Origin of the sequence: Chromobacterium haemolyticum DSM 19808 (assembly GCF_000711885.1) — a bacterium.
Taxonomy (GTDB): domain Bacteria; phylum Pseudomonadota; class Gammaproteobacteria; order Burkholderiales; family Chromobacteriaceae; genus Chromobacterium; species Chromobacterium haemolyticum.
In genome coordinates, this window is the sequence record NZ_JONK01000058.1 from 1 (window position 1) to 4,961 (window position 4,961).

The following is a 4,961-nucleotide window of genomic DNA, read 5'->3' on the forward strand; positions in this document are numbered from 1 at the left end:
GCGGATTTATTGGCATTCTACCCGCTGAAACCGCCCATTTTGCTCATGCGGAAATGGGTTGGGGCAAGATCGACGTGTTTTTCAACGGCCTGCTAGCGATCTTACTCATCATGTTCAGCTGTACCAATTGCTCTTGATTGATCTGCCCTTGGCGAATGGCTTTCAACGCATCCAAGCCTGGCAGAACCATCTTGACAGCCAAATCAAAGGACGGTCGATGCTGCCGATTGATCCGTTTTTTCTTCATTTAAACGACTCCAAAATCAAGCTTTCCCCATGGGGGGCCAACGGTTCAGAATGGAAACCAACCAGCCAATATACTTCGCGGTTCCCCAAAGCACAGTGGCCACCCAGCCGAGCGCTGCCACGACCAAGACGGCTATCCAGCCCGGCATGGTTAGCCAGTCCGCCACCCAAACGCCACAACCCAGCGCCAGCCCGGCGTAGTTGTGGTCCAGGAATATCCTCAGCTTGTGCCAACCCAGCGCCTCGCCCTCTACGACACCCCAATACAGCAGGATGGCCCAGAGCCATCCCTTTCGGCGGGTAATGGCTGCCAGGTTGCGCTCCGCCTGCACTTCCAGCTGCGGAGGCGTCCAAGACAGGTAGTGCCATGGCGCTTTCATTTAGTTGAAATTGCTAAATGGGTTAGGTAGGCATCTCCTTGCTATGAATACGCCTGCTACGCCAATGCCAGGGAACACATCATGAAGCCTACGTCTCGCTGCAACAAAGTGTGCCCCCGTTGTCAGCATGTCATCGAATAGGAGTATTCCACCTGGTTGCTGTTGAGGTCTTATGATTTGCATATCAATAGCTAGGTCTGCATAGAGAGCATCAGGCGTCGGGCGATCATCTGTACCATGGCTAGCTGGAAGGTTGCCGCTATGTGACAGGCAGTCGCGTATATCCAGAGGAACGCCAGTCCTCATAGCTAGCTCGTTTAACACCTGAAGCATGCGGTCGTCGTACATCGCGTCAGTTCGTTGTTTTGATGGTGGGATAGGTATCAATGCCGGTCGGTGAATCTGCATTTGCTGCCATTGCCACATAACGGCGAATGCCGCTGCTACCTGTTGTATGGCTTCTTGCTTGTAGCGCCAATCAGCCCTACCTCTGCGATCTAGAGGTTTTTTCAGGTTGGTAATCAGCTGATTGGTCGGGGAGAAGTTCCACATCGGGCCATCAATATACTGAGATGGAGTATATTCTCCCCAGTAGTAGCAAGGGTCGGTAGAAACGAGATACCAATGGTCAGGCCGCTCACGTTCGCCAACTTGACTAAAGCGGGTCGGCATCGTCATTGGAGCACCTTCAAAATATCGGCGGTCTCACGTACTCGAATCGCACCCATCTTCTCGTATTTGGCCGGCCAGGTAATGGAAGGATTGTGAAAATTGCTCTCCAGGATGAATAGCTTGCGCCCTTGCGCCAGGGCTGCGCGTGCTTGGGTCAGGGTGCCAGACGTCTCGCCAGCCTCGACAATAACGGTCGCTTGAGAGAGCGCTGACATGGTCTTGTTCCGCTCCGGAAAGAAGAGCCGGTTCCATTGTGGCCCCTGGCTCTTGTAACGCAGTACCGGTACCTGACTGACCAGTAGGAACTCCGTTGCAATGCGGCGCTGCAAAGCCGCATTTTCCTTCGGGTAAGTTTCGGAAATCGGCGTACCAATAACAGCAATCGTGCATCCACCTTCGGCGATTGCCGTTTCATGGGCCAAGGTATCCACGCCCTGAGCCAGTCCGGACACAATCGTGTAGTCATTCTGGATCAGCTCTCTGACCAAACGACGAGTGCGTGCGGCACCACTCTCCGACACCTTACGCGTGCCAACAATCGCGATCCTGCGCGGCGATTCTGCCAACTCCCAGTTCCCCAGAAAGTACAGCAACTCAAGAGGTTCGGTGGCATCCCGCAAGCGCTCGGGATAGTCGGGGGTGCCGTGAATACGGACCCCTACACGCTCAATGCCACGTTTTTTGAACTCAGCCATGACCTTCGCTGCGACCTCCCGCGCAATTACGTCATCGACCAGGTCTGAGGGCAAGCTCCCTCTGTGGGAATGAAACAACTCTGCAAGCCGCTTGGTGGTAGCGTTATCCTGCTGCCACAAAAACTCATACGCGCCGATCTCGGCCCAAGTATCGACAGGTTTTTCTACTAAAAACCCTGACCAGGCATTAATTGAATTACATACTCCGTTCATCAGATAATCCTCGCTAGCAAGCGTTATTTTGAACTATTGTTCAAACAGTTTGCCATCGGCAACCCCCTGACCGCGTCATCCCAATGCGTGTTACGGTCAGGATTGCTTGCAATTTTGCTGATCCATGTTTCGGATTTACCCCAACGGATCGCCAAGGCTCGGCCAGTCCAGCCGCGCCGTTTAAATTCGGCTTTGAACTCGTCAGGGGTCAGTCGTTTTTCAGTAGTCATTTGTACCTATACGGCAAACATTTGAATTTAGGTTCAATCATAGCGCGTTCTCGTACATGGCGCGAAGGGTTTTTACTTCCACCTGAATATATGCAGACGTGACCTCGGTGTCCTGATGACCGAGCAGAATCGCTACTTGTTCCAGCGACACGCCTTTCTTGAGCAGTGCTGACGCGAAAGAGCGCCGCAATGTTTTTGCTAGTAGAAGCTGTAATAAACATGAAGGAACATGGATTTAACCATGTTCCTATCACATTAGAAGTCAGCGACGTGCTGAACGGTCTTACGGATCGCCGTGACAAATCCAGCGCGGAAGACAACTTGGCTGGTCTCAGTGAGTACGCGGCCGGCTTGGTCTATGCTCCAACCCCAGTGTTCCAGGGTTGCCGGGCTGATTGCCGCCTCCAGCGCCGTGACCTCTTGCAAGGACAGGAACAGACCATCTGCATGTGCGTGCGGCACGTGCTCGCCGCTGTCCAAACCAAGTTCCAATACGGCTGTCTTGTTGGCCAGGTGGCGGGCGGCGAGCAGCTGAGCCCGTAGTGATTCCATCTCGGCCAACAGCAGCTTGACCCGTACCTTGAGCACGGGGTCGTTCACGCCCTCCAGCAGTGCCTCGGCCTCTGATGGTGCCGGTTCCCGCTTTTTGCGATCCTGACCATTCACCGAGGCGGCATAGGTCTTAATCAGGGCGCGGTAGTCCTCACCAGGCTTGTTGCGGATCGCAGCGGCAGAGGGGCCGCCACGCTCGGCGGACAAGCGACCAATGGTGGCGACCGAGAAATCCGAACTCCCCCGCTGCGTCTGCTCCACGCAGATCGTCAAGATCAATCTGAGAGACTGAGCCTTCCGAGGCGAGGCTAATTGGCAGAGCTGTTCGATAAGCTCGTTAGGGGTATTGCTCATCACTCAGCCTCCGCCGAAACGAATCTTGGCGTTTCGCCATTTTCATGTTGGACAATTAAGCTTGCCAACTTGATTGGTGTGCCAAGCCTACCGGTGAGCAGAGAATCCACGTCATCAGCCAGACCGGCCGCAGCGAGCATCCGTGTACCATCAACTAAACGATTCGACTCTACCACCCCAAGTCGTGCATAAAGGAAGTTGACCAACTCATTCCCCACGGCTATCGCTTCACCTTCAGTTAATGCCGCAAAAACGGGGCGGCGATCATTGCGTGCGAGCATTGCGTCGAGAAGCCGCCCGCGGCGTAGACTTGCTACCGGAATGTTGGCGGCCGGATAAACTGTCGCGTGCTGGCAGATCGTATTGTAGAGGTCGAATGGCGTGCACTGACCAAGTGCGCTCGTGATTTCGCCCAGATCTTCGGAAGCCAATAGGCGAATGCCACCTGAAGTTGTCCCGGTCGGCCGCTGTACAGCCAGCAAGGCCTTGGAACGCTCTACCATGGCGAAAGTGGCATGCCAATTGTGGGCCACCTCATCAAGTCGATTCATCGCTTGCTCTCTGCGTTGGTAGAGAGCATCGAGACGCCGATATTCAGATGAATCATTGGCCTCACGGGAGAATAGATTGTCTTCAATCTCGCTGATATCAGCCTGCATCTTCCGTAGCCGTTCACTACAGTCGAGAACATCCATCCCGATAGAATTGAAGTGTGCAACCAGCCCTGCCAAGAATGCCGGGCCCGTAAGGAAATATCTGCAGCGCACACAGTTACGAGGGCCACCCGGAGTTGGTTGAAAATCATTCCTGCCATTCTCGCCTGTTAGCTTTGGTCCTCCTGTATGACACATCGCACCTCCCACTGGGCATATGCCAAGGTCGCCGATAATCCACCCTCCAGCCGAGTGCTCTTGGAGCGCTCGCAAACCAACCCGGTCATTGAAAGCAACTACGGACTCGGCTGCGGCAACATTGCAATCCTGAAGGAAACGGAGGTAATTCTCCTGCTCACGTTCCATCATTCTGGCCTGGGCTTCAGCCATCTGCTGAGAGATATAGGCAGGTCCCTGTTTGAGGTAGTATAGAGTCATCAATATCGAAGCGTGACCGGCCACGCACTTGCTCAAAATCGAGAGTGGCAATCCACCCTCTACCGATAGCGCGGTAAGGATCGATACGCGTAGCGAATGCAGATCGAAGACGGGAGCCAGCGGCAATCCGGTTGGCCCACGTTTTTCGATGAACAGAATTGGCTGACCGTTTGGAAGGGTTTCACCCCGCAGGGCGACCCGACGTTCCAGTTCGTCAAGCAAACGATACCAGTAGTTCTGCATCCGGCTAATATCGACTGGGTATTCAGGCCGACTTCGGCTGGCATCTCGGAACAGAAAGCAGCTTTCCCCTCTGGCCGCAAGCTGTGCTTTGGTGTGGCTACGAATCACACTTGACATGTGTAGATCGGACCATTTTGTTGCAACTCTTAATGGGTTGTATTTTACCTGCCAGTCTCGTAAGGACGCATAACAGGCCGTTGAAAAACCAACGGCCACCCATTTGGTATAATCAAGCATCCCACGAACCACGGAAGCACCCGATGAGAGGCATCCGCAACGACAGTC

At 54.1% G+C, this 4,961-nt stretch carries 6 protein-coding genes; all 6 read right to left on the reverse strand.

What is annotated here, in order from left to right; translation table 11 throughout:
• Positions 1 to 263: 263 nt before the first annotated feature.
• Positions 264 to 626, reverse strand: coding sequence for a hypothetical protein (locus tag BR71_RS19615; RefSeq protein WP_043641452.1), 363 nt, complete (start codon positions 624 to 626; stop codon positions 264 to 266).
• A complete protein-coding gene (locus tag BR71_RS24395) occupies positions 627 to 1,304 on the reverse strand; it encodes a hypothetical protein (protein ID WP_156039066.1) in 678 nt (225 codons plus the stop codon). It lies immediately after the preceding gene.
• Positions 1,301 to 2,206 (reverse strand): DNA-processing protein DprA, encoded by a 906-nt coding sequence (locus tag BR71_RS19620; RefSeq protein WP_052370889.1) that lies wholly within the window; start codon positions 2,204 to 2,206, stop codon positions 1,301 to 1,303. The genes BR71_RS24395 and BR71_RS19620 overlap by 4 nt, the downstream gene beginning before the upstream one ends.
• A gap of 267 nt (positions 2,207 to 2,473) precedes the next feature.
• The gene (locus BR71_RS25150; protein WP_162179240.1) at positions 2,474 to 2,626 is read right to left on the reverse strand and encodes a tyrosine-type recombinase/integrase; all 153 of its coding nucleotides are present in this window, start codon (positions 2,624 to 2,626) and stop codon (positions 2,474 to 2,476) included.
• Positions 2,627 to 2,691: 65 nt separating this feature from the next.
• Positions 2,692 to 3,342: a gamma-mobile-trio protein GmtX gene (gene gmtX, locus BR71_RS23150; RefSeq protein ID WP_052370890.1), complete on the reverse strand. Its 651-nt coding sequence runs from the start codon at positions 3,340 to 3,342 to the stop codon at positions 2,692 to 2,694.
• Positions 3,342 to 4,913 (reverse strand): hypothetical protein, encoded by a 1,572-nt coding sequence (locus tag BR71_RS19630; protein ID WP_156039067.1) that lies wholly within the window; start codon positions 4,911 to 4,913, stop codon positions 3,342 to 3,344. Before BR71_RS19630 ends, gmtX begins: the two co-directional genes overlap by 1 nt.
• Positions 4,914 to 4,961 lie beyond the last annotated feature (48 nt).